This window comes from Hymenobacter bucti (assembly GCF_042681145.1).
Lineage (GTDB): Bacteria > Bacteroidota > Bacteroidia > Cytophagales > Hymenobacteraceae > Hymenobacter > Hymenobacter bucti.
This window is the reverse complement of record NZ_JBHUFD010000001.1, coordinates 600,661-624,374: the sequence shown is the minus strand read 5'-3', so window position 1 is coordinate 624,374 and position 23,714 is coordinate 600,661. Positions and strand designations below refer to the sequence as shown.

The window sequence follows — 23,714 nt, the reverse complement described above, 5'->3', positions numbered from 1 at the left end:
GAAAATGCGTCCGCATTTCGCGGAGGCTAGGGGGTAGAATTAGGCCAGCAGCAGTTCCGCCGGCCGGGTTTCGCGGGCTAGCAGTTGCTGCCAGTCGCTGTACATTTCTTGGTATTGCGCCTGCAAAGCAGGCGTCGGCTCCATCGTGCTGATGCGAGCGAGGCCGTTAAACGCCTCTTTGGGGCTGGCGTAGATACCTGCGCCGATGCCCGCGCCACGCGCCGCGCCTTGGGCCGCGTCGGTGTCGTAGAGCTCTAATGTCACGTTACCGCAGTTCACAAAGGCCTCGCGGAACACCGGCGAGAGGAACATATTGGCGTGGCCGGCGCGTACAGTTTGCACCTGCACGCCCGAGGCGCGCATGATGTCCATGCCGTAGTTGAGGGCGTACACGATGCCTTCCTGCGCCGCCCGAATCAGGTGCGCCTGGCCGTGAATGTTGAACTGCAAGCCGTGCAGGCTGGCGGCGGCGGGCCGGTTTTCGAGGATGCGCTCGGCGCCGTTGCCAAAGGGCAGGAACAACAGGCCCTCGGCGCCCACCGGCGCCTGGGCGGCCAGCGTATTCATCTGGTCGTAGGGCAGGTTGCCCACCACTTTGCGCAGCCAGCTATTGAGGATGCCGGTGCCGTTGAGGCACATCAGCACGCCGTTCTTGGGCTGCTCGCGGGTGCTGTTCACATGCACGAACGAGTTGACGCGCGAGCGCGCATCGGCCGTGGTGGTTTCGTTAATGCCGTAGACCACGCCGCTGGTGCCGCCGGTGGCAGCTACTTCGCCCGCATTCAGCACGTTGAGCGAGAAGGCGTTGTTGGGCTGGTCGCCGGCGCGGTAGCTAATGGGCGTGCCCGCCGCCAGCCCGAGGGTCTGCGCGGCCTCGGCCGTGAGGCGGCCCTGAATGGCGAACGTATCGACCACCTCGGGCAGCAAGTCGGCGCTGATGCCGTAGTAATCAAGCAGTTCCTGGGCGATGGCCTGGGTTTTGAAATTCCAGAATACGCCTTCCGACAAGCCCGATACGGTAGTCTGCATCTGGCCCGTGAGCTGGTAGGCGAGGTAGTCGCCGGGCAGTTGAATCTTATGGATTTGGGCGTAAATCTCGGGCTCGTTTTCGCGCACCCACTTTAGCTTGGAGGCCGTGAAGTTGCCGGGCGAGTTCAGGAAATTCTCCAGGCAAAACTCCTCACCCAGCTCGGCAAACGCCTGATTGCCAATTTCCACGGCGCGGCTGTCGCACCAGATAATGGCGGGGCGCAGCACGTGGCCGCTCTTGTCGAGCAGTACCAGGCCGTGCATTTGGTAGGTGATGCCGATGCTAGCCAGCAGCGAGGCGTCGAAGCCGTATTTAGCCTGGAGCTGCTGGGTGGCATTGATGACTTCCTGCCACCAACGCTCGGGGCGCTGCTCGGCCCAGCCGGGCTGGGGCACGTCCATGCCCATCTCGGTGGTGGGCGTAGTGGCGGCGGCCACGCAGCGCCCAGTGGCGATGTCGAGCAGCGAGGCTTTGATGGAAGAGCTACCGATGTCGTAGCCGAGGAGGTATTTCATAGTTCTTGGGCTATTAGCGGCTGGCTGTTAGCGCTCAGTAGTGAAAGTAGAAGCCGGCAGGCCCTCTTTGTTGTACAGATTGGCGTCTTCGGGGTTGTCGGACCAGGCGTAGCGCACGGCCAAGGGGGCGGCCACCTGCGGGCTGCTCACCACTACTTTGCTACCCTCAATACGAGCCGTAGCTGGGTAAAATTTCTTATCGGCCCCGGCCACCGTGAAGCCGCCCAGCGGGCCGCCGCCCTTGGCCATAAGCCCACCGCCTACGTCCGTAAAATTCACCGCCAGCTTGTTGCCTGCCGGCTGCAGCGACTGGTAGAGCGGCCCCTCGGCCACTACTTTTTTGTCGCCGTAGGCTACGCGTTCGGCGGTCAGGGCCAGGCGGTGGCCCACCGTTTGTTTGTCGAGGGGGTGAATATCGTTCCACTCGCCCACGTCCGTAATCACGGCCATGCCGGTGCGGGGCAGGGCCAGCAGGCGGCGCTGCGCATCGCGCACTTTGGCCTGGTTGCTTTCGCCGGGCTCTTTTTTAGCGGCGTTGATATTAGCCAGCTGCACGTAGAGAAACGGCAAATCGGGCTGCTGGAAGTGCGTGCGCCAGTCCTTCACGAGGCTGGTCGTGAGGGCCAGGTAGTCGTCGGGCCGGCCCACATTGCTCTCGCCCTGGTACCAGAGCACGCCCTTGAGCGCGTAGGGCAGCGCCGGGGCCACGAGGCCATTGTACAGGCCGCCCGGCTGGTACTGAAACGTGGTGGTGCCCGGCGTGGGCGGCGTAGTGGCCCCCAGCTTGTACTGCCACGGCCCGCGCAAATCGAGCGCCTGCCCGCCCGCCATGAGCTGGTAGGTTTTCTCCTTCGTGAAGCCCCCACGCCCACCGTTGCTGATGAGGCGCACGGTCACCACGTTTTTGCCGGCCTTCAGCACGCCGGGGCCAAAGTCGTACTTGCGCGGCGGGTACTGGTAGGCGGTCGTGCCCACCAGTTGGCCATTTATGTAGGTCGAGTCGGCATCGACCAGCGTGCCCAGCTCCAGGCGGCCGGCTTGGCCGGCCATGGCGGCCGGCACCTCCACTTCCTTCCGGAACCAAAGCACGCCATTTACCGGACCTAGGGGCGTTTGGTCGGCCCAGTAGCCGGGCACGTTCATCGTGGCCCAGCCGCTGGCGTCGTAGCTCGGATTGCTCCACTTCACCTGGCCGGGCGCTTCGCCCAGGTCGGCTTGGTGCAGGCGCTTGTACCAGTCAGAAACCGCGGTGCTCTCGCGCTGCTTGATGCCGACGACCGCGGCGCTGTCGCGGTAGGGCGCCACTTGCTGCTCGTACTTGGGAAACTGCTTGAGAGCGTCGGCGCTCAGCCAGGCTTCGGCCGGCGAGCCGCCCACGGCCACTTTTATCAGGCCCACCGGCACCTGGTATTTGGCGTTGATGTCCTTGGCAAAGAAGTAGCCCACGGCCGAGAAGCCCAGCACCGTTTCGGGCGTGAGGGCCACCCAGCTGCCGCCGGTCACGTCGGCCTTGGGGCCGTTGAAAGCGTAGCGCATCGGCACGTCGAACTGCCGGATGCGGGGGTTGTTGGCCGTTGCCACTTCCTGCGGGTACTTGTCGCGCACGCGGCGCATAGGAAGTTCCATGTTCGACTGCCCCGCGCAAAACCACACGTCGCCGAGCAGCACGTCTTTCACCACGAGGTGGTTGCTGGCGTCGATTTTCAGCTCGTAGGGGCCGCCCGCCTTCATGGCGGGCAGCTGCGCCTGCCAGCGGCCATCGGGGCCGGTGGTGGCGGCGTAGGTCTTGCTCTGGAAGCTCACGGTCACCTTTTCGCCCGCGGCACCCCAGCCCCAGATGCGCACCGGCGCGTCGCGCTGCAGCACCATGCCGTCGCTCACGAGGCGCGGCAGGCGCACGGTGGCCTGGGCCGCGGGGATAGTGGCTAGTAGCGCCAGCGATAGCCCCAGTGTAGGCAGCAGATGCAGATTGTTTTTCAAGGCCTTAGGAGGATTACGACATTTTTTACAGTACCCCTTCATAAATAAGCCCCGGTTTCGAGGCGAAACCGGGGCTTATTTTCTCAGTCAGAAGCCAGCGTTTTTAGCAGTCAGTTTCCTTTCACCAGGCTATTGGTAGCCTGGGTTCTGGTAGGTGGCTTTGACACTGGCGTCTACGTCCATCCGGTCAAGCTGACCCTGCGGAATAGGACGCAGGTAGTGATACGGCTGAATGGTGCGCGTAACGGTGGCCGGGGTATGGTCGCCGTAGTTGGTGCCCCCAATGCGGTAGGTAGAAGCCAACTCATTCCACTTTTGCGTGCGCACTAGGTCAAACCAGCGGTAGCCTTCGGCGTAGTATTCGCGCGAGCGCTCAGCCAAGATATAGTTGATGTCGATAGTGGCCGGCGTGGCCGCCACCATCGCCGCGCTGTTGTCCTGCGATTTGACCACGTTGCCGTTGTTGTCGAAACGCCACTTGCCAGCCCGGGCACGAATAACATTAATCAAATCCTTGGCACTTTGTCCCGATTTGGTAGCAGCTCCTTTTACAGCGGCTTCGGCCGCTACGAAGTACAGCTCCGAGAACTTGGCAATGTTAAACGGCCGCGTACTAGCGGCATTCGGCTGCCCCAGGCCGGTGCCGTTGTCGGTCCGGTAAGGGCCAAGCTTCCAAAGGCCCGGATACACGATTCGGCTTATTCCAAGCGGAGAAACTACGTAATCTGCCCGGCCAGGCAGCACGCCGGCGCCTATGTTGCTCGCACCTGCGCCGGTGGGGTAGGTAATGGCAGTAGCAGGCTCTGTATTCAGGAAAGTCAGGATTGGGTCACCCGGGTTAACTGGCAGACTGTTGGCGTTCTGTGGATCGGTTGGCAGAACGCCACCTGCTTTCGGCCAATTACCACGATAGACAGTAGTAAAGGTGCCATCGTAGCGCGAATCATTGGTTTTGTCGGCAAACGTGTTCTGGATGACCCCAATGGTAGGGGCCATACGATTCCAGGGACGACCCAACTGCTGAACGGCTTCCCGTTGAACAGAGGAGAAAGGGCCACGTATCCCTCGTGCGTCTAGTCCTGTGCTTCTGATGTTGGTATAGTTCCAGGTCATCATCCAGCCGGCAAAGTTGTCGGGCGCGCCGCCACTGCCGAAGGTAAGGCTGCCGCCATTGTAGAGCTCGCTGGTTTCGGTATGGTCCGCAAACATCAATATCTCGGTGTTGCGGTCGTTCGTAGCCAGGTTTACATCGTAGTACGTGCCCTGCAGGCGGAACGGACCCGGGCTGTCGATACCCGCTGTTGCCACATCGTAGGCCTGCTGGTAGTAGTACTGGGCGGTGCGGCCGGCTGGGTCGGTGCGTTGCGCCGCCGGATAGGTCGGAATGTTGTTTGGGTTTTCCAGCCACCAGGCGTAGGTCAGGTAGGCTTTGGCCAGATACAGGCGGGCCAGCGTTTTGGTGGCGCCCCCTATCACCCGCGGGTTCGCCGGCAAGTCGTTTACGGCTTGCAGCAAATCGGGGAAAATAGCTTTGGTATAAACCTCAGGTACCGTATTGCGGGTGGAGGTCCGGATAGGAGATGTGTTGAACTCCAACTCGCCTGAGCCCAAATCCAGTGGCACTCCACCGAAGGTTTGCACCAGCATGAAGTAGTCGAAGGCGCGGAAAAACCGCGCCTCGGCAACCAGGGCGGCCGAAATAGTACCTACCGCGCTGGCATTCTTAATAACGCCACTAGCCGTGTTGATATTAGGGAAAGCCGCGTTCCACAAGGCATCTGCCCGGCTGTTATTGGCGTTGAGCGCCGCCCGACCGGAGAGGTCCATAGCCAGGAAGTTTTCGTCGGCATCCCGGCCATAAGTTACTTCATCGGTGCCCGTCAGAGTGGAGTTGTAATAGTATGCTTGGCCGTAAATGTCGCGTAAGTGCGCGTACATCGAGGTCAAGCCCCCTTGAACACCTCTTTCCGTTTGAAAGTAACCAGGTTCGTAAATACTCCTGGGCTGCTCATTCAGCAGGTCCTTGCACCCGGCCGCAGATAGGGAAAGGGCGGCGGTGCTAACTAAGAATTGTATCTTGAAACGTTTCATTTTCAGCTATTCTTAAAAGGTGAGGTCCAATCCGCCGAGGAAGGTGCGAGTTGCCGGGGCGTTGGTGCCCAGCGTTAAGATGCGGCTAAGGTTGTTGGACAGAGGTACGGCCGCGTTTTCGTTGCCATTCGAGTTGGTTTCCGGGTCCATGCCCGATTCCTTTTTGTAAGGCGAGAAGAAGACAAAGGGGTTTTGCGCTGTTACGTATAACCGCAAGCGGCTAATGCCCGCATTCTTCAGCCACGTGTTAGTATCAAAGTTATAGCCCAGCGAGATGGTGCGCACTTTGAGGTAGGAAGCATCGAAGTAGCCCAGCGTAGAGGCATACTTGGGGTTATCGCCGCTCGTAAGACCGCCTGGCTTGGGGTATTTGGCATCGGTATTATCCGGCGTCCAGTAATCGACTTTTACGTTCCCACGGCGGCCGTTCAGCATATTGAGATAGCCCCCGGAGCCGTAGATAGTGCTGTTAAGAAGGCCGCCGTTTTGGAAGACCCCCACGATGGACAGGTCAAAGCCTTTGTACGCCACCCGCGTGTTGAGACCACCCACGAAGTTGGGGTTGGTGTCAATAACCTGACGGTCCGCTGCGCCAATGGCGCGGGTGGGGCTACCATCAGCATTGTACGTGCCAGTATATTTTACCTTAATCATGCCTGCGTTTCCGCCGGGTTCCAGGATGTTCTGGTACTGCTCACCTTGCTGCCACAGTCCCGTTCTTTCGTAGTCAAAGATTACGTTGATGGGTTTGCCCACAAACCACCAGTTTGCCTCGTCGCTCTGCTGCGCGCCCGCCAACGATGTAATCTTGTTGCGGTTGGCAGACAGGTTGAAGCCCACGTCCCAGGTCCAGCCATTGGCATTATCTAAAACTACCCCGTTCAAGGAAAGCTCTATCCCTTTGTTTTGAGTGGAGCCAATATTGGCCGTGTAGCTACCCACACCTGAGGTCGGAGGCAGTCCCAACCCAAGGAGAAGGTCGTTGGTGTTGGTGACGTAGTACTCCACGGTACCGGAAATACGGTTTTTTAGGAGCGCGAAGTCTACCCCGTAGTTCCACGTATTGGAATATTCCCAACCCAGGGCAGGATTAGGTAGTTGGCTCACATACAAGCCCGTCTGGTAGTCGGTAGGGCCGAAATTGTAGGGCCGGGTGGATAAGAGGCCCAGGGTGGAATAAGGGTTAACGGCTTGGTTGGACGTTACGCCGTAGCCCGCCCGCAGCTTCAACATGCTGACGGCCTCAACCCCCTGCATGAACGATTCCTTGGCTACGTTCCAGCCAATCGATACCGCCGGGTACGCATTCCATTTGTGGCCTTCGGCAAGGCGGGAGGAGCCGTCCGCACGAACCGTAGCAGACAGCAGATACCGGTCATCGTAGGAGTACATTACCCGCGCCATGTAGGACAGCAGCCCGAATTTTGAATACTGCTGGTTATCGGGATTTACCGTGATTTGACCAGCGGCCCGCCCTATGTTATAGAACTGAAAGGCGTCGGAAGGAATATCCCGGCCATCAATCTGCGAGCGGTTGAAAACGTTGCTGGAGGCAGAATATAAGGCTAGCGCATTAATATTATGCTTCCCGCCAAAAGTGCGGTCATAGGATAAAATGTTTTCAACGGTGTAGTCTGTCGTGAGCGAGTTGCTGGTAGACGCCGTAGAAACAGTAGTCGGGTTGACCGCGTTAATTCCCTGCCCCGTATAACTGCCACCCTGGCTCTGACGGTAGTTTACACCCAGGTTGATACGGTATTTCAAGCCTTCTACGCCTGGCATCCTGAGCTCACCGAAGATGGCGTTGTAGCTGGCCATACTCCTGGTTTGGCTTAGCCACTTATCCCGGTTATCCTCCACCACGCCACGGGTCGTAATCCAGTTCTCGTCCAACGGCATTCGAATGGTTCTTTTCAGCGAACCATCGGCGTTGTACGGGTTAGCGATTGGCGAGGAGCTTAAGGGACCATATATCCCCACGTTGCCGCCTTCTGACAAGCTGTAGGTGTTATTGGTAGTGAACCCCAACCGGACATATTTACCAACTGCCTGGTCCAGCGTACCGCGGATGGAAAAGCGGGTGTACTGCTGGGTTGGGATTACGCCTTGTTCCTTGTAGTAACCGGCGTTGAAGTTGTAACGCCCAGTTTCCGTACCGCCGTTCAGACCTACGTTTTGGTTGTTTTGAATACCGGTCCGGTACAGCAAATCCTGCCAGTCGACATTGACATCATCGGCTTCATCCAGAGAATTGGTATAGATACCCGCCGCCTTGCGAAGCGCCACAAATTCGGGCCCATTCATCATGGGGTATTTGGCAAACAGTGTTTTCGCACCCACAAAGCCGCTGTACGTCACTTGCGGCTTTTGCCCTTTTTTACCACCTTTGGTGGTTACCAGCACCACGCCGTTGGCCCCGCGCGAGCCGTAGATGGCCGTGGCCGAAGCATCTTTCAGAATATCGACACTCTGAATATCGTTGGGGTTGATATCCCCAAGGGAGCCCGGGAAGGGAATTCCGTCCAGTACTACTAGGGGGTCGTTGCTGGCCGTCAGCGAACGTGTTCCGCGTATCCGGATTTGCGGGCTTGCTCCGGGCTGAGAGGAGTTCTGGGAAATTTGCACACCCGGCAGACGGCCCTGCAAAGCCTGCCCGATATTCGCCACCGGCACTTCGCGCAACGACTCACCGCTGATAGACGCCACCGAGCCCGTTACTGCTTCTGCTCGCTGCGTGCCGTAGCCAATTACCTTCACTTCGGTCAGCGCCTGGTTTTCGGCCTCCAGGCTCTGGTTGATACTGGTGCGGTTGCCCACCGTCAGCTCCTGCTTCGTATAGCCGATGGAGGTGATGACGAGTACACTATTGTCGTTGGGTACGCTCAGGGTGTAGTTGCCGTTCACATCAGTGGTCGTGCCGGTCGTAGTGCCTTTTACTACTACCGTCACCCCTGGGATGCCTTCGCCATTCGCAGAAGTGACTTTGCCGCTTACCGTATGAGCACCAGCTACTTGGGCGTAGGCCGCCTGGGGCAGCAGGGGAGCGAGGCCCCCACTTAGTAGGATAAGCGGCACCAGCCGCGACCATTTCGTGCTTTTGAGCAGGCGAAACGAAGGTATGGGTGTATGCATGGGTGGGAAGTTTGAAAAATAAAAGGTGAGAAGTGAAGTAAAATAACCTTGATGGTAAGAAGGAGGCAGCAAAATCTAAGGCGTTAGAACCCTATCGAGTTGCCGCCATCGACGGGCAGCGATACGCCCGTGACGTAGCGGGCGCCTTCGGAGGACAGGAACACGGCCGCGTGGCCGATGTCGGAGGGCTTGCCAAACTTGCCCATCGGGGTGCGGCGCATGGCGCGGTCGCGGCGCTCGGGGTCCGAGTTCATGGCAGTGCGGCTCATCTCAGTTTCGATAAAGCCGGGGGCGATGGCGTTGACGCGAACGCCCTGGGCCGAAAACTCGGAGGCCAGCACTTTCACCATGCCCTCGACCGCCGACTTGGAGGCCGCGTAGGCCACCACGCGGTCGATGCCGTAGTAGGCGGCCATCGATGAAATCATGAGGATGCTACCGCTGCGGCGGGCCAGCATGCGCTTGGCCGCGGCCCGCGTGAGGGCAAACACGGCATTGAGGTTGGTGTGAATGATGCGGCTGAAATCTTCATCCGTCACTTCCAGCGCCGGCTTTTTCATGTTGATGCCGGCGTTGTTGACCAAGATGTCGAGCGGGCCGTGGGTGGCTTCGAGCTGCTCTACCAAACCATCGAGGCTACCTAGGTCGGCCACGTCATTCACCATAAAATGCGCGCCCGCGCCCAGCTCGGCGGCCGAGGCTTGCAGCACCGACTCGCGGCGGCCCGTGATGATGACCGTGGCCCCGGCCGCCACCATACAGCGGGCTATTTCGAGGCCAATACCCGTGCCGCCACCCGTGATGAGCGCCACCCGCCCGGCCAGCGAATACACCTGCAGGCCTGGCTGCGCGGCGGGCTCGGCCGTGGTTAGCGCCGCCCCGTTCGCGGAAGAGTGCCCGTTGGGAGATAGGGTAGAAGTGGCCATGATGGAAGTGGTGGTGAGATGGAGAAGAGTGAGTTACTTAAGCTGGTACAGGTTGACTAGGTCTTTAACCTCGGCCAGCGTGCGGGTGGGAGGAGCCAAAGGCGCGGGCAGCGGCTGCCGCGCATAGGTTTGGAAATAGAGCACGCAGGCATCGCGCCACCACAGGGCTTCTTTGCGCTGGGTTTGGAGGCGGGCGGCCACGTCGGCGTGCAGGGCGGGGTCGAGTTGGGGGCGCACCTGGGCCCACTGTTTTTGCAGCCACAGCACCGAGTCGGCGCCGGTGTAGTAGCGGGTGGCCAGCTCGTTCCAGAGGGTGCGGCCGGTGGGCAGGCGCTGGTTCCAGCCCACGTGGTGAAACCAGAGCAGGTAGTCGAGCGGGCAGGTTTGGGGGTTGCCCCATTGCTTCTGCACCTCGGGCTTGTACAAGGCTAGGGCATTGGAGCCGGTGGCCGTGCGGTCGAACCCTAAACCAATAGAATCCGCTTTGTGGTAATAAACCGCCGTCCAGTCGGGCCGGCCCGACTTTGCTAGCCAGGGCTGCGGGCCGAAGTGAATGCTCTCGCCCATGATGTGGTGCAGGCCCAGCGGCGTGGTGTAGCGCACGTAAATGTTGCGCGAGCGCACCAGCATATCAGTGAGCGTGCGCACGGCGGCCGGCTCGGTGGTCAGCGTCATCTTCGTCCATTCCTGAGCGATGGCGGCGGGGCTCAACGTGTGGTCCCAGGCCAAGCGGCCGAAGGCGTACCAGTTGGCCTGGCCCACCGGATGCCCGGTCCAATTACGGTCGCTGCCGATGTTGGCTACCCCCGCAATGGCGCTCAGCGCGTGGTTGTCCACGGTGCCGTCCACTACCTTAGCCACCGTCGAGCCGGGGCCTTCGGCGTAGGTATCGGCCTCCAGCACTTCCTTGATGAGCGGCCCTAGGTACACGAGGTGGGTAGCAAACCCCAGGTACTCCTGGGTGAGCTGCACCTCCAGCACCAGCGGTGTTTTGGGCATGGCCCCGAATAGCGGGTGAAACGGCTCACGGGCCTGAAAGTCAATCGGGCCGTTCTTGACCTGCACCAGCACCTTGGGGTCAAACTTGCCATCAAGGGGTTGGAAGTCTTCAAAGGCCTGCGCGAAGCGGTCGCCGCTGCCGGCTTTGTACACAAAGGCGCGCCACATCACTACGCCGTCGTGGCGGCCCAGGCTCTGGGCCAGCATGTTGGCGCCGTCGGCGTGGGTGCGGTTGTAGTCCTGCGGGCCGGGCTCACCCTCCGAGTTAGCCTTCACCAGAAAGCCGCCAAAATCAGGAATGGCTTTATAAATCTCGTCGCTCTTAGTGGCCCACCACTGCTTCACGGCGGGGTCGAGCGGGTCGGCTGTTTTCAGCCCGCCGATAACCTTGGGCGCAGCCCAAAACACCGACATGTACACCCGCTGGCCGTAGGGCCGCAGCACGCCCGCTACGGAGGCCACCTTGCCAATGTACTCGGCCGTGAGGTAGCGGGCACTGGCGTTCACATTATTGATAACTACGCCATTAATCCCTACCGAAGCATTGGCGCGGGCGTAGTCGGTGTAGCGCGGGTCGAGGCGCTCGGGCAGCTCGTACCACTGCCAGATGCTGGAGCCCGCGTAGCCCCGCTCCACGGTGCCATTCTGGTTATCCCAGTGATTGAGCAGGCGAAAATTGATGCGCGGGTTGCTGCTGATATTCAGCCCCGCCAGCGGCTGGCGCGTCTGCACCTGCCGCAGCAGCGCAAAGGCGCCGTAGAGCACTGCCTGGTCGGTGCGGCCCGTGATTACCAGGTTGTTTTTCTCCGAAAAAAGGCGGTAGCCTTCGGCTTTCAGCGGCTGCTCGCCGGCGCTGGCCTGCTTGTCCACGCGCAGCACGATGCCACCCGTGCGAGTGCTCACCGTGGCTAACGCGGGCACCGCCTGGCCCAGGAGCCCGCTCAGCCCGCGTTGCAATTCGCCACTGGCGGCTTGCAGCACCGGGCTGGTGCCCGCCCCGGTAATAAACTGCGCGTTGCGCAGGTACTGCTGCCGCGCCGCCGCGTCGGCGATGCGGTCGTACTTCAGCCACAGTCGGTAGCCGTCGTCGGCCCGGGCGGGGGCAACGGCAGCCACGGCTAGTAGAAGAAGAAGGAACACGCTGCGGAGCAACATGGCGGGATGGGTGGGAAAGAGGGTGGGGTAATTTTGGCGAGCAGCTGGGTAGCCGCCCGTCAGCAGTCAAGTATCAGTCAGCAGCTACGAGCTGCTGGTTAGCGGTAGCTTCTGTCTCGGCTAGCGCGCGGCGCACACCGTATTCGAGGCCGCGTAGCTCGGCCAGGCCCTTGAGGCGGCCAATGGCGGAGTAGCCGGGGTAGGTTCGTTTGGCAGTGCTGAGGTCGTCAAGCATCTGGTGGCCGTGGTCGGGGCGCATGGGCAGGGCGGTGGTTTCCTCGCCGGCGGCCTCGCGGCGCCGCTCCTCGGTTACCAGCGCGTGCACCACGGCGTACATGTCCACGTCGCCGGCCAGGTGGGCCGCCTCGTGGAAATTGCGGGGATTTTCCTTGCGCTTGGTGGTGCGCAGGTGCACGAAGTGGATGCGCGAGCCGAAGCGCGCTATCATCCCGGCCAGGTCGTTGTCGGGCCGCACCCCTAGGGAGCCGGTGCAAAACGTGATACCGTTGGCGCGCACGTTGCAGGCGGCCAGCAGGTTGCCTAGGTCGGCCTCGGTGCTCACCACGCGGGGCAGGCCTAGCAGCGGGAAGGGCGGGTCGTCGGGATGAATGCACAACCCGATGCCCACTTCCTCGGCTACTGGCGCTACTTGCTGAATAAAGTAGTGCAGGTTGGCCGTGAGGGCAGCGGCATCAATCGTCTTGTATTCATTCAAATACGCCTGAAAGCTGCTCAGCTCAAAGGCCTCTTCCGAGCCGGGCAAACCCAGCAGGGTGGTGTTGGTAAGCTCGGCCACGGCCGCGGCGCTCATGCCGGCAAACTGCTGGCGGGCGGCGGCGGCCACGGCGGGCTCGTAGTCGGCCTCGGCGCCGGGGCGCTTCAGGATGCACAAGTCAAACACGGCAAAATCCTGCCACACGAAGCGCAGGGCGCGGCTGCCGTCGGGCATTTCGTAGTGCAGGTTGGTGCGCGACCAGTCGAGCACCGGCATAAAGTTGTAGCACACCGTGCTGATGCCGCAGGCCGCCAGGTTGCGCAGGCTCTGCTGGTAGTTGGCGATGTACTGGTCGCGGCTGGGGCGGCCTTTCTTGATGTCTTCGTGCACCGGCAGGCTCTCAACCACAGCCCAGTGCAGGGGCGAATGGGTAGCATTAGCGGCCTCTACTAGTTGTTGCCGCGTCCGGATGTCGGCCACCGGCCACTCCACCCCCACTGGCAGCTGGTGCAGCGCCGTGACCACGCCCGCGCAACCCGCCTGGCGAATGTCAAATAGCGAAACCGGGTCGTTGGGCCCGAACCAGCGCATGGTGTGCAGCATAAGTAGCGTACTTGGTAAAATGCTATTTTTTGAGCCTCCTTTTTCGGCGGGCTACTCTGGTGAGTGAATGCTCACTACGAGTAACCTTGCCGTAACACGACTCAAATGTACAAGTTGGCTCAGATTTGCAGGGTAGCTAAAAACCTATGTTACAGGCAAATTTTAAATAAAAACTATCGGTATCGTTTTCGCAAACGTTTCCGATAGGTATTGGGCTTGAAAATATTTCGCCGTGCTGTACATTCGTTTAGGCTTGCTCACGCTCGCCGTTGCCCTTTGCATTATCCAGCTATCCTCCCCACCCAGTTCATGATAAAATGTGTTAAATGCAGCCTGCCCGACACGGTGATGAAGGCCGGTTTTGTGCGTGGGCGCCAGCGTTTCTACTGCAAGAGTTGCGAGTATCATTTCACGGAGGAGAAGCCCGTGGCGCCCGAGCGGCGCCGGCGCCAGGCCACCATTGCCGACGTGGCCAAGCAGGTGGGCGTGGCGCTCTCCACGGTGTCGCGGGCCCTGAACGGGCACAGCGACATCAGCGCCACCACCCGGCAGGCGATATTAGATGCCGCCCGGCAGCTCGACTATCAGCCCAACCTACTGGCCCAGAGCCTCAAGAGCCGCGCTACTTCTACCATCGGCGTCGTAATTCCCGATATCGAGCGGCCGTTTTTTGCCACCGCCGTCAGCGGCATTCAGCAGATAGCGACCGAGGCTGGCTACCGGGTCATGATTTGCCAATCGAAGGAGTCGTACCAGGCCGAGGTCAGTAACGTGCAGGCCCTGATTGCCAGCCGGGTCGATGGCCTGCTCATCTGCCACTCGCGCGAAACCGAGAACTTCGACCACGTGAAGGACCCCGCCCGGCGCGGCATTCCGGTGGTGCACTTCGATAGGGTGTGCAATGAAGTGAATAGCGCTAAGGTCATCCTGGATGACCGCCTAGGGGCCTACAACGTGACCGAGCACCTCATTGAGCAGGGTTGCCGGCGCATTGCCATCCTGGCGGGGCCGGCGTCGCTGCTCATCAGCCGGCAGCGGCAGGCGGGCTACCTCAGCGCGCTGCGCAAGCACGGCCTGCCCATTGAGGATGCCTTTCAGGTGCACATCGATTTTCGGCCGGCCTCGGTGGCGGCGTGCCTCGATACGTGGCTGGCCCTGCCCGAGCCGCCCGACGCCATTTTTGCCATCAACTACACCAATGCCTTTGACCTGATACTGGGCCTGCGGCAGCGCGGCCTGCGGGTGCCCGAAGACATGGCCATCGTGGGTTTTGGCGACGAGTTTTTGGCCAGCCTCATCGAGCCGGGCCTCACCACCGTGGACCTGCACCCCTACCGCATCGGGCAGCAGGCGGCGAGCTTGTTTCTGGAGCAAATGGCGCAGAAGGAGAATTTTGTGCCCCGCACCTGCGTCATTGCCGGCGACCTCATCATCCGCCAATCGTCGCTGAAAGGCCACGGCGAGCCGGTGCGCGTGCCGGGCTAAGCGGGCAGCCGGCCCCGGCCGGCGCCTTGCCCCAGCGGCGCCCGCCCCACTTCGCCTAGGGTGCGCGGGCGGCGGCCGCCGTTGCCAGGCGCCAAAAGTTACTTAATATTGACGCAGCTAATGCGCCGGTGGCCCCGTGCGGGTGCGCCGGCGCTTACCTTCTTTACCCACCTATCCCCCCCGAGAGGAAAATGACTAAAATCAAAGTAGCCAACCCCGTAGTAGAGCTCGATGGCGACGAGATGACGCGCATCATCTGGAAGTTCATCAAGGACAAGCTAATTACGCCGTATCTGGAACTCGACATTAAGTACTACGACCTAGGTATCGAGTACCGCGACGAGACCAACGACCAGGTAACTATCGACTCAGCCCACGCCATTAAGCAGTACGGCGTGGGTATCAAGTGCGCCACCATCACCCCCGATGAGGAGCGCGTGGTGGAGTTTGGCCTAAAGCAGATGTGGAAATCGCCCAACGGCACGATTCGTAACATTCTGGATGGCACCGTATTCCGCGAGCCCATCGTGATGAACAACGTGCCCCGCCTGGTGCCCAACTGGACGGCCCCGATTTGCATCGGCCGCCACGCCTTCGGCGACCAGTACCGCGCCACCGACTTCGTAACCAAGGGCAAGGGCAAGCTCACCGTCACCTTCCAGCCCGAAGATGGCGGCGAAACGCAGTCGTTTGAGGTCTATAACTTCAAGGGCGACGGCGTGGCCCTGGCCATGTACAACACCGACGAGAGCATCCGGGGCTTTGCCCACGCCTGCTTCAACCAAGCCCTGAGCAAGGGCTGGCCGTTGTACCTGAGCACCAAGAACACCATCCTGAAGAAGTACGATGGCCGCTTCAAGGACATCTTCCAGGAGATTTACGAAGCTGATTACTTGGCCAAGTTCAAGGAGGCCGGCATCACCTACGAGCACCGTCTCATTGACGATATGGTGGCCTCGGCGCTGAAGTGGAACGGCAACTTCGTGTGGGCCTGCAAAAACTACGACGGCGACGTACAGAGCGACACCGTGGCCCAGGGCTTCGGCTCGCTCGGCCTGATGACCTCCGTGCTCGTGACGCCCGACGGCGGCACCATGGAGGCCGAGGCCGCCCACGGCACCGTGACGCGCCACTACCGCGACCACCAAAAGGGCAAGCCCACCAGCACCAACCCCATCGCCAGCATCTTCGCCTGGACGCGCGGCCTGGAGTTCCGCGGCAAGCTCGATGGTAACCAGGAGCTCATTGACTTCTGCCACAAGCTGGAGCAGGTGTGCATTGAGACCGTAGAAAGCGGCAAAATGACCAAGGACCTGGCCGTCTGCATCCACGGCAACAAAGTGGAGCACGGCCGCGATTACCTCTACACCGAGGAATTCCTAGAAGCGCTCGACGAGAACCTGAAGAAGAAGCTGGGCCAATAAGCCCTAGGGTATTTCAAGAGAAAAGGTCCATCTGCTATGCGGATGGGCCTTTTCTTATTCAGCCGTAGCTTGGACTCTGCGAGTCCGAGCGCGAGCGCAGCGAGCATCCCGCGTCAGAATAGTTATTATATGCTGACCAAACAAACGTAACCTAACGCGGATGCTCGCTGCGCTCGCGCTCGGACTCGCAGAGTCCAAGCTACGGCTGAATGTTACTCGTACATGTCGTGTGGGTCGGCGGCGGCCAGCTCCGTGAGAAACTGGCCAATGGCGACGCTAGCGGCGGCCAGCACGGCGGCGCCTTTTTCGGCAGTGGCCTCGGCGGGGTCGCCGATGCCGGTGTCGGCGGTTACCTGGCTCCACTCGCGCTGGGCCCAGGCCCAGCCCTGGCGCAGGGCCTTGATGCGGAATTGCTTGGCCTGGCCCGAGCCGGCTTCGGCCAGCGGGCGCACCAGTGCGGGCGCGATGTGCAGCATGGCGCTGGTTTCGAGGGCGTCGGCGTGGTCGCCGGGCGCCGTGAAAAACTGGCTGCGGTCCACGGCTTTAAACCAGTTGAGGGTGCAGAGAAACACGGTCGGAAACTCGGCTTGCAACTCGCGCAGGTGCTGGCGAAAATCGTTGCCGCCGTGGCCGTTCAGCACCACCAGCTTGGGAATACCCTGGCGGGCCAGCACCTGCACAATGTCGCGCAGGATGGCCAGCTGGGTGCTCGGGTTCAGGTTGATGTCGAGGGTAATATCGAGCTGGCCCGTGTTCACGCCGAACGGAATAGTGGGCAGCACCACGACCTTGGCGCCCGCCTCCCAGGCCAGGCGGGCGGCCTCGGCGGCCACGTAGTCGCACTGGAAGTTGTCGGTGGCGTAGGGCAGGTGGTAGTTGTGGGCTTCGGTGGCGCCCCAGGGCAGCACCACCACTTCGTAGGCGGCATCTTTCACGTGCTGCCAGGTGGTTTCGGCTAAGATATAGGGGCGAGACGCCATAGCGCGGGCCGCATGTGAGCAGCGGCAGTAAAAATAGTTAATCCCGGCATCTACCTCAGCAAAGGCCAAAAAAAGGCCGCTAGCAAAGCTAGCGGCCGGTTTGTTCAGCACCTCTTACCTAGTTACTGGCTGCGCGTCCCGGCAGCCTCGACACTAAAAATTGTATAGTTTGACTCAAATAGCAACTTGTTTACTTCTCAAACAGAATCGGGAATTTCCCGACATTGTCCTTAATCAGATGTCCCCACATCTTCTCCACATGAAAATAACTTATAAATAATACAAATACTTGTGGTGCTGAATCCGTGACAAATCTAGGAACACTAATTGTAAAAATGCAAAAATAATTGCACTTTTTTTCAAAAAATAGTTTTTATCATTGTCTGATAATTACTTACAATATCAAATGTTGTGCTTGGATATTAGCACTATTTTGAGTTAATTAAGTATTCATCAGTAAATGAGTGTTTTTGGTAGGTAGCTCGGCATTTTCCTTTGCTATTTTTTCGGCACCTAGGGGCCGCGCTACCAGCCAGCTACAAGTAAGAACGAGTGGCAGAATGATTCTGAGCTAGGAAGTAGCAGACCTGCTAGTTGCCCGCTGCGCTGCCTGATTACAACGCCTAGGTGCCGGGCGCACAGTCTACCATTACGCAGTGGCCAGGAGCGCTCAGCTGGGTGGCTCTCCTCATGGTGCGCCGTGAGCTTGGATGAAAACCGGAAATACTGCATATCGCTGAGCACAGTATTTTTCCTTGCTTTTTCGAAGCGCCGGGCCAGCCTGTAGCGGCTCAGCCAGCGCAGGCAGCCATAGCGGCAGGCAAGGCCTGATAGACGCATCCTATTATTGTTCAGTATTTTACTTGCCTGGTGCGCACGCCAGGCTGGCTTTGAGAGCTTGTAGCATCTTCGGCTAGCTGGCTGGCTATCAGAGTCAGGCAGCCCTAAACGGGATTGGTTACACATCGGAGCTCATCGCCAAAGGCCCTAAGAATAGTCATATTTCCTTATCTACTTAATAATAAGGTAACGATAAAGCTTGCGGGTTCTTGTTGATATTGCAGGCTTATCTTGACTGACTACATGTGTATGAAGCAATCCGTTGCCCTTATCGTTGTAATTCCGGTTGGCCCCAAGTGCCGCCCAGAGTTTATTCTGGATACGCTCGACAGTGTGCAGCACTATATCCATAGCACACACCAGGTTATCTTATCCGACGACTCGCAAAACCCGGCTATTTGTGCAGCTGTCACCGCGCAGCGGCCAGAGGTTATTGTGCTTCCAACCAGCGAAAGCCACGGCAAGTGGCTCGGGCTGTACGTCTCGCTGTGCAACGCCTACCGCTACGCCCTCGACAACTTTGACTTTGAGGCGTTGCTACGCCTGGATACGGACGCGCTCATCATCGGGCACGACCCAGAGCTCCCGATTTTGGACTTGTTTCGGCGTGAGCCAACGGTGGGCTTGGCGGGCCGGCTCATTCGGGGCATCACCTCCCCCGACGACCTAGGCAACGTGTGGGATAATAGGGTGGTACGCGAGATGTTTACCAGCATTGGCAAGGTTTTTACGCGCCATTTTTTGCGGCAGCCCCTGATTCACTGGCGCATCCGCCCCGTTATGTTTCAGGCCATCTACAACGGCTACGAATTTGGCGATTTCGTCTTCGGCGGCACTTACGTATTCAGTCGGCGCGGGCTCGAGGCCCTGCGCGACCAAGGCTTTTTACCACTGGCCGGGGTGCAAAAAGCACAATTGGAAGAAGATTACTTCTTTAGCATGCTCATCAAGGCAGCGGGTCTCGAGCTAGGCGACTTGGCCGTCGGCGATTTACCCTTCGGGGTGGCGTGGGTCGGGCTGCCGGCCGCCCCCGAAACACTGGCGCAGGCCAATAAAAAAATCATCCATTCCACGCGCTCGTGGCAGGATATGAAGGAACAAGACATCCGCCAGTATTTCAAGAGTCGGCGAACCCAGGATGCCAACGCCCCGCTGCTACAGCCAGTGGCAGTATAGGCCTCAGCCCAAAGGCCCGGCGCGCATGCTGCTGGGTCGGGGTCTTGGCTTCATTAGGAGAAGCTTCACTTAAAAAAGACAGCCGCTCGGATATACATCCGGGCGGCTGTCTACTAATGAGCGAGAAACGAGGTTCGAACTCGCGACCCTCAGCTTGGGAAGCTGATGCTCTACCAACTGAGCTACTCTCGCGGGGGTTGGTGGGGCAAAGGTACGGCGGCGGGGGCAAACCGCAAGTAGTAGGCCGCCCGCGGAACATCGGGGCGGGCGCGGACGTTTACTTTAGTACGTATGCCCCGTCGCCCGTCGTCCCGCACCGTTCTCTCCCCTTTTTCGCGCCGCCTAGTGGCCGGGTTGCTCATTGCCGCAGGCATCTTGCTGATGATAGGGCAGTTGCTCAAGCTCTACGTCTTACTTTTTCAGTGGCACACCCTAGGGGCTTGGGAAATACGGCCCTTGCTGGGAGTACTCCTGGGTATAGCAGCGGGCGCGCTCACCAGTCACGTGGGCTGGCGGGTGGGCCGCGCCGGCTAACGGCGCCGCCATGTGCGGCGCTAGCCCGACCTTTGCGGTCCTATGTCTTCTCCCCTCCGTATTTCCATCGCCAAGGCCAACCCGGCCACGGCCGCTCGCCTGGCCGCTCTAGGTAGCCAAACGTTTCGCGAAACGTTTGCTGCCGACAACACGCCCGAGGATATGGCCGCGTTTCTGGCCCAAACCTACGGCCCCGACATTCAACTGGCCGAGTTGCAACAGCCTCGCCACGTCTTTCTGCTGGCCGAAATGCAGGGCGAGCTGGTGGGCTTTGCCAAGCTCTGGCGCGACTCGGCGCTGGGCCTCGCGGCCGGCGAGCCGGCGGCGGGCCGCCTCGAAATCAAGCAGCTGTACGTGGCCGAAGCGTGGATAGGCACCGGCCTAGGCGCCGCGCTCATGCGCCGCGTGCTGGATTTGGCGCAGGCCGAAAACTGCACGGCCCTCGTGCTAGGCGTGTGGGAGCGCAACGAGCGCGCCAAGGCCTTTTACCAGCGCCTGGGCTTTCGGGAAATTGGCGAGCACACCTTTACGCTGGGCGCAGATGTGCAGCGCGACCTTATTCTGCGCAAAGGCCTCGCGGGGCGGGCCTAGGCGTATATTTGGCCGTGCGGTTTTTTACTGACTTTATGCATTGTCGGGCCGGCGCCCTGCTGGGGCTGCTGGTGGGCCTGGCCGCGTGCCAGGCGCAACCCGAGGCGGCGGGCGGCCAAGCCAGCGCGGCTACCCCGCCCACCGGCCACTTCACGGGCACCCTGGAGGTACCCGGCCAGCCAGCCCTGCGGGCGGCGCTGGAAATGCGCCACCCCCGGCCCGGCCGCTACGATGCCGAACTAGTGATAGCCACAGCTCCCAGCCTCAGCTTCGTAGCCGACACGCTGACGTTCAGCCAGGACACGCTGCGCTTTGCGCGGCCCGGCCGGCCGGGCCAAACGCTAACCCTGGCGCGGCAGGGAGATTTTTGGCGCGGCACGCTGGCCCTCGACTCGGCGCGCTACCCGGCGCTGCTGTTGCGGCGCGGCCCCGCCGAGCCCGCCGTGTACCGGGTGCGGCGCGATGAGCTAGCCGGCCCAAAAGGCGAGTCAGTCCTGTTTAGTCCCGCCGACGAAACGCTGCCGGGCATCGCCATCGCCCTGTTTCCGACCCTCGCCACGGCCCCCATGGCTCCGGCCTGGGCCGATGCGCTGGCCCGCGAGGGCTACACCGTGCTACTGCTGCCCGCGGCCGATACGCTGGTGCCCGCGCACCTCTCGGCCGCCCTCACCTACCTGCACCGCGTACCGGGCGTGGACACGGCGCGGGTGGGCGCTTGGGCAGCCGGTGGCCGGGCGACGCTATTGGCTGTTGTATTGGCCGAACCGACCCTAGGTAGCCCGCGGCCGGCTTTTGTAATAGCGCAGGGCGCGCCGGCCCCTACTGAGGCCACCCGCCCGCTGTGGCGCAATCTGGCCCGCACCGAGCGCGTGCTGGGCCTCTACGAAACCACTGATGCCGCCACAGTGCGCACCGCTGCGAGCTTGCGGGCAGCCCTAGCCAACCCGCAAGCCCGCGTGCTACGGGGGCAGGGTGCCGGGCTCAACGAAGCAGTAGTGGGCTGGCTACGCGAGTTACAGGCGGCTCACTAGCACATCAGTTAGGTTTTGCTAGACTGTTCAAGCCTCGCGCCAGCAAGGGCGGCATGACTAGCTACTCAAGCACCTCTATACCAGCAGCAAACCCTTTTCGCGCAGCAGCTGCCAAGCGGGGCTTTGCAGGAAAGCCTCCCAGGTGCCCGCCCCGGCGGGAAAGCTGGCGCCGGCTTCTTTGAGCAGTACTTTGGTGTCGTAGTCGAGGCTGAGGCGCGTGAGCAGCTGGTGCAGCCAGGGGCCGATGAGCTCGGTGGTTTTCACTTCAAAATCCTCGGCCTGCTCGTAGCAGGTGAGGATGGCGCGGGTCGTTTTCTTATCCTTGGGGCCGTTGCCGCCGGTGGTTTTGAGGCTGAACTCGGGCACGTTGCCGAGCCAGAAGAGGCGACGGTTGGGTTGAGCGGCGTCGGGCTTTTCGGGCTCACCTAGGGCTTGCTGAATGAGCTGGCGCGGCACGGTGGGGCGCGGCGTTTTGAAATCGAACCAGAAGCTGAGCGGCTCGCGCAGGGCCACGCCGTGCATGTAGTTGTAGAGACTTTTGGCGAGGCCGGGGCCAAAGGTCTCATGGTCGGCACCTAGGGGGTCGTCGTGCCAGAGGTCGTTCCAGGCGAAGGGGCCGGGCTCGGGGCCGATGGCGGCCACCTGGTACTTGGCGGGGTTTTTTCCCACCGGCGAATGGGCCGTCATCGAGAAGCGGTGCCAGTAGCCGCTCTGCACGATACCGGTTTCGAAAAGCTGCCGCACCACTTCCAGCGAGTCAACGGTTTCCTGGGCGGTTTGGGTCGGAAAACCATACATGAGGTAGGCGTGCACCAGCACGCCCGCCTGGGTGAAGCCCTGCGTGACGCGCGCCACTTGCGCGATGGTCACGCCCTTCTCCATGAGGGCCAAAAGCCGGTCAGAAGCCACTTCCAGCCCACCCGAGATGGCGATGCAGCCCGAGGCGGCCAGTAGCCGGCAGAGGTCGGGCGTGAAGGTCTTTTCAAACCGAATATTCCCCCACCAGCTGATGCTGACGCGGCGCTTCAGTAGCTCGATGGCCAGGTCGCGCAGGGCCAGCGGCGGCGCGGCCTCATCCACGAAGTGAAAGCCCGTCTGGCCGGTCTGGGCCACTATCTGCTCTATTCTATCGACCAGCAGCGTGGCCGGCGCGGCTTCGTAGCGGCCGATGTAGTCGAGCGTGACGTCGCAAAACGAGCAGCGCTTCCAGTAGCAGCCGTGGGCCACGGTGAGCTTGTTCCAGCGGCCATCGCTCCAGAGGCGGTGCATAGGGTTCAGCACCTCAATGACTGATAGATAGTCGCCTAGGTGCAGGTCGGAGTAATCGGGCGTGCCTACCTCGGGGTGCGGAATGTCGGGATGCGGGTAGTTAATGTACTCAACCTCACCGGCCTCGTTGCGCAGGAACGTGCGCTGGAGCAGGTGGCGACCGTCGGCTTGGGCGTCATCCGCTATTCGTTCGTCATGCAGAGCGTAGCGAAGCATCTCGCTCGCATCGTTGGCTGCCGATAAATGAAGCGAGCGAGATGCTTCGCTGTGCTCTGCATGATGACCGTCTTTATTCTTCAGGTACTCGAACAGCCGCAGCCACGGCCCTTCGCCATCATCGAGCGTGAGGTAGTCGATGTAGTCGAAAAAGCGCGGCTCCTTCAGCCCGCGCAACTCGGTATTGGGGTAGCCGCCGCCCATCACGGTCACGGTGGTGGGGCTTGTTTGCTTGAGGCGCTGGGCCAGGCGCAGGGCGGCGTAGAGGTTGCCGGGAAAGGGCACGGTAAAGCCCACGATATCGGGCTTTTCGGTGGCCAGCAGCTCGTCGAGCAGCTCCAGCAACATGGTATCGACCAGGTTGGGCGCGGCCGCCAGGGCGGCGTGCAGCGGGTCGAAGCTGGTGGCTGACATGGCCAGGCTTTCGGCGTAGCGCGAGAGGCCGAACTGCGGGCCCACAGTTTCCTTCACTAGGTCGGCTAGGTCTTCGAGGTAGAGCGTGGCCAGGTGCCGGGCCTGGTCGGTGAGGCCCATCGTGCCAAAGGCCGTTTCGAGGTCGGCCACGTTATCAAACCGGCTGGCCTCTGGCAAGAAACGGCCGTGGCAGATGCGCGGCGCTAGCGTAAGGTCGCGGTTTTGCAGAAACCGGATGGCCGGGCCGATGGTGGCCTCGTAGCGGCGGCGCAGGCGCAGCATCCGCTTAGCGTTGTCGCTCAGGTCGTAGCCGCCGGCTTCGATTTCATCGAACATCCGCCCTAGGCCTTCTTTTGAAAAAAGCTTGAGCACTAAGCCAATGCTGAGGTCGGCCTGCCGCACCTCGTAGCCCCTACTCTTCAGAAAGCCTTTGATGTAGGCCGTGGCTGGGTACGGCGTATTGAGCTGCGTGAGCGGCGGCGTGAGAAGCAGGAGGCGGGGCGAAGCGAGAGACACGGGAATACAAACCTACGCGAGCGCCTAGTGGTTCGGGCGGGCACGCAAAAGCGTCGGCCGGGGCCCGAGCCCCAACCGACGCTGACTGAGCG

15 protein-coding genes and 1 tRNA gene are annotated in these 23,714 nt (G+C 60.9%); 6 read left to right on the top strand and 10 right to left on the bottom strand.

Going from position 1 to position 23,714, the window contains the following annotated elements:
- Positions 1-39: 39 nt before the first annotated feature.
- The 7 genes from ACFSDX_RS02435 to uxuA form a co-directional block, all read right to left on the bottom strand.
- Positions 40-1,545: a xylulokinase gene (locus ACFSDX_RS02435; RefSeq protein WP_382311610.1), complete on the bottom strand. Its 1,506-nt coding sequence runs from the start codon at positions 1,543-1,545 to the stop codon at positions 40-42.
- A 27-nt stretch (positions 1,546-1,572) separates the two neighbouring features.
- The gene (locus ACFSDX_RS02430) at positions 1,573-3,525 is read right to left on the bottom strand and encodes a sialate O-acetylesterase (RefSeq protein WP_382311609.1); all 1,953 of its coding nucleotides are present in this window, start codon (positions 3,523-3,525) and stop codon (positions 1,573-1,575) included.
- 129 nt (positions 3,526-3,654) lie between these two features.
- On the bottom strand, positions 3,655-5,463 hold the full coding sequence (locus ACFSDX_RS02425) for a RagB/SusD family nutrient uptake outer membrane protein (protein WP_382311608.1): 1,809 nt from the start codon (positions 5,461-5,463) through the stop codon (positions 3,655-3,657).
- 165 nt (positions 5,464-5,628) lie between these two features.
- Positions 5,629-8,820: a SusC/RagA family TonB-linked outer membrane protein gene (locus ACFSDX_RS02420; RefSeq protein ID WP_382311607.1), complete on the bottom strand. Its 3,192-nt coding sequence runs from the start codon at positions 8,818-8,820 to the stop codon at positions 5,629-5,631.
- A gap of 11 nt (positions 8,821-8,831) precedes the next feature.
- A complete protein-coding gene (locus ACFSDX_RS02415) occupies positions 8,832-9,674 on the bottom strand; it encodes an SDR family NAD(P)-dependent oxidoreductase (protein WP_382311606.1) in 843 nt (280 codons plus the stop codon).
- A gap of 33 nt (positions 9,675-9,707) precedes the next feature.
- Entirely contained in the window at positions 9,708-11,828 is a 2,121-nt protein-coding gene (locus ACFSDX_RS02410; protein WP_382311605.1) for an alpha-glucuronidase family glycosyl hydrolase, read from the bottom strand.
- Positions 11,829-11,901: 73 nt separating this feature from the next.
- Positions 11,902-13,146, bottom strand: a complete 1,245-nt coding sequence (gene uxuA, locus ACFSDX_RS02405; RefSeq protein ID WP_382311604.1) for a mannonate dehydratase — start codon at positions 13,144-13,146, stop codon at positions 11,902-11,904.
- Positions 13,147-13,455: 309 nt separating this feature from the next.
- Here uxuA and ACFSDX_RS02400 point away from each other — a divergent pair, with 309 nt between their 5' ends.
- On the top strand, positions 13,456-14,631 hold the full coding sequence (locus ACFSDX_RS02400; RefSeq protein ID WP_382311603.1) for a LacI family DNA-binding transcriptional regulator: 1,176 nt from the start codon (positions 13,456-13,458) through the stop codon (positions 14,629-14,631).
- Positions 14,632-14,822: 191 nt separating this feature from the next.
- The gene (locus tag ACFSDX_RS02395) at positions 14,823-16,055 is read left to right on the top strand and encodes an isocitrate dehydrogenase (NADP(+)) (RefSeq protein WP_382311602.1); all 1,233 of its coding nucleotides are present in this window, start codon (positions 14,823-14,825) and stop codon (positions 16,053-16,055) included.
- A 212-nt stretch (positions 16,056-16,267) separates the two neighbouring features.
- Here ACFSDX_RS02395 and ACFSDX_RS02390 read toward each other — a convergent pair whose 3' ends face one another.
- Entirely contained in the window at positions 16,268-17,035 is a 768-nt protein-coding gene (locus tag ACFSDX_RS02390; protein ID WP_382311601.1) for a creatininase family protein, read from the bottom strand.
- Between the two features lie 1,089 nt (positions 17,036-18,124).
- Between ACFSDX_RS02390 and ACFSDX_RS02385 the strand changes: the two genes are divergently transcribed.
- Complete coding sequence (locus tag ACFSDX_RS02385; protein ID WP_382311600.1) at positions 18,125-19,051, top strand: hypothetical protein; 927 nt, start codon at positions 18,125-18,127, stop codon at positions 19,049-19,051.
- Positions 19,052-19,170: 119 nt separating this feature from the next.
- Here ACFSDX_RS02385 and ACFSDX_RS02380 read toward each other — a convergent pair.
- Positions 19,171-19,243, bottom strand: a tRNA-Gly gene (locus ACFSDX_RS02380).
- Positions 19,244-19,342: 99 nt separating this feature from the next.
- Between ACFSDX_RS02380 and ACFSDX_RS02375 the strand changes: the two genes are divergently transcribed.
- The 3 genes from ACFSDX_RS02375 to ACFSDX_RS02365 are packed head-to-tail and all read left to right on the top strand — an operon-like array spanning position 19,343 to position 21,207.
- Positions 19,343-19,585 carry a hypothetical protein gene (locus tag ACFSDX_RS02375; RefSeq protein WP_382311599.1) on the top strand — a complete coding sequence of 81 codons (243 nt, stop codon included), beginning with the start codon at positions 19,343-19,345 and terminating at the stop codon, positions 19,583-19,585.
- 42 nt (positions 19,586-19,627) lie between these two features.
- Entirely contained in the window at positions 19,628-20,176 is a 549-nt protein-coding gene (locus tag ACFSDX_RS02370; protein ID WP_382311598.1) for a GNAT family N-acetyltransferase, read from the top strand.
- Positions 20,177-20,211: 35 nt separating this feature from the next.
- On the top strand, positions 20,212-21,207 hold the full coding sequence (locus ACFSDX_RS02365; protein ID WP_382311597.1) for a hypothetical protein: 996 nt from the start codon (positions 20,212-20,214) through the stop codon (positions 21,205-21,207).
- A 75-nt stretch (positions 21,208-21,282) separates the two neighbouring features.
- Here ACFSDX_RS02365 and ACFSDX_RS02360 read toward each other — a convergent pair whose 3' ends face one another.
- Positions 21,283-23,622, bottom strand: coding sequence for a B12-binding domain-containing radical SAM protein (locus ACFSDX_RS02360; protein WP_382311596.1), 2,340 nt, complete (start codon positions 23,620-23,622; stop codon positions 21,283-21,285).
- Positions 23,623-23,714 lie beyond the last annotated feature (92 nt).

What these genes read in the sequence shown, in the direction of transcription:
- ACFSDX_RS02365 (WP_382311597.1), top strand. Translation starts at nt 20,212, where the DNA reads ATGCATTGTCGGGCCGGCGCCCTGCTGGGGCTGCTGGTGGGCCTGGCC.
- ACFSDX_RS02425 (WP_382311608.1), bottom strand. Translation starts at nt 5,463, where the DNA reads ATGTACGCGCACTTACGCGACATTTACGGCCAAGCATACTATTACAAC.
- ACFSDX_RS02435 (WP_382311610.1), bottom strand. Translation starts at nt 1,545, where the DNA reads ATGAAATACCTCCTCGGCTACGACATCGGTAGCTCTTCCATCAAAGCC.
- uxuA (WP_382311604.1), bottom strand. Translation starts at nt 13,146, where the DNA reads ATGCTGCACACCATGCGCTGGTTCGGGCCCAACGACCCGGTTTCGCTA.
- ACFSDX_RS02395 (WP_382311602.1), top strand. Translation starts at nt 14,823, where the DNA reads ATGACTAAAATCAAAGTAGCCAACCCCGTAGTAGAGCTCGATGGCGAC.
- ACFSDX_RS02375 (WP_382311599.1), top strand. Translation starts at nt 19,343, where the DNA reads ATGCCCCGTCGCCCGTCGTCCCGCACCGTTCTCTCCCCTTTTTCGCGC.
- ACFSDX_RS02390 (WP_382311601.1), bottom strand. Translation starts at nt 17,035, where the DNA reads ATGGCGTCTCGCCCCTATATCTTAGCCGAAACCACCTGGCAGCACGTG.
- ACFSDX_RS02370 (WP_382311598.1), top strand. Translation starts at nt 19,628, where the DNA reads ATGTCTTCTCCCCTCCGTATTTCCATCGCCAAGGCCAACCCGGCCACG.
- ACFSDX_RS02385 (WP_382311600.1), top strand. Translation starts at nt 18,125, where the DNA reads ATGAAGCAATCCGTTGCCCTTATCGTTGTAATTCCGGTTGGCCCCAAG.
- ACFSDX_RS02400 (WP_382311603.1), top strand. Translation starts at nt 13,456, where the DNA reads ATGATAAAATGTGTTAAATGCAGCCTGCCCGACACGGTGATGAAGGCC.
- ACFSDX_RS02415 (WP_382311606.1), bottom strand. Translation starts at nt 9,674, where the DNA reads ATGGCCACTTCTACCCTATCTCCCAACGGGCACTCTTCCGCGAACGGG.
- ACFSDX_RS02410 (WP_382311605.1), bottom strand. Translation starts at nt 11,828, where the DNA reads ATGTTGCTCCGCAGCGTGTTCCTTCTTCTTCTACTAGCCGTGGCTGCC.